This is a genomic window from Variovorax sp. KK3 (genome assembly GCF_001984055.1).
Taxonomy (GTDB): Bacteria; Pseudomonadota; Gammaproteobacteria; order Burkholderiales; family Burkholderiaceae_C; genus Variovorax.
Genome location: NZ_LYVO01000191.1, coordinates 1 through 694, shown reverse-complemented (window position 1 = coordinate 694; position 694 = coordinate 1). Strand labels below are relative to the sequence as shown.

1 pseudogene is annotated in these 694 nt (G+C 67.7%); it reads left to right on the top strand.

The window, feature by feature from the left end:
* Nucleotides 1–694, top strand: a pseudogene (locus B0W80_RS34100) (hypothetical protein); the annotation flags it as partial.

Here is a 694-nt window from a genome sequence, read left to right as displayed (position 1 = left end):
AGCCAGACCTCCCCCAGCGGCCTGGTCACCACCTTCACCTACGACGCCCGCGACCGCCTGCTGACCCGGGCTATCGGCAGCCTGCCGGCCACCACCTTCACCTACCACCCCACCGGCCTGCTCGACACCCTGAGCGTGCCCGGTGGCCTGGTCCTCAGCTACACCTACGACGCGGCTCACCGCCTCACGGGCTGGAGCAACAACCGCGGCGAGTCCGGCGTCTTCACCCTCGACGCCATGGGCAACCGGGTGGCCGAGCAGGTCAGGAACAGCACCGGCGCCATCGCCTGGAGCACCGCGCGCAGCATCAACAACCTGAACCGCGTCGCCTCTCGCACCGACGGCTCCAACCAGACGAACACCTTCGGCTACGACCCCAACGGCGAAAAAGTCTCCGACACCAACGGCCTGAACCAGAGCACCCAGTACGGCCTGGACCCGCTGCGCCGGGTGACCTCCATCACCAACGCCGCCAACGCCACGGCAGCACTGAGCTACAACGCCCTCGATGCCGTCACTCAGGCGAATGACTTCAAGGGTGTCGCCACGAGCTACACCCGCAATGCCCAGAGCAGCGCCACGGCCGAGACCAGCCCCGACATCGGCGCCAAGTCCATCCAGTACGACGCCCTGGGCCTGCCCGCCAAGATTACTGATGCGATGGGCCAGGCGACCCACATCCAGCGCGACGCGA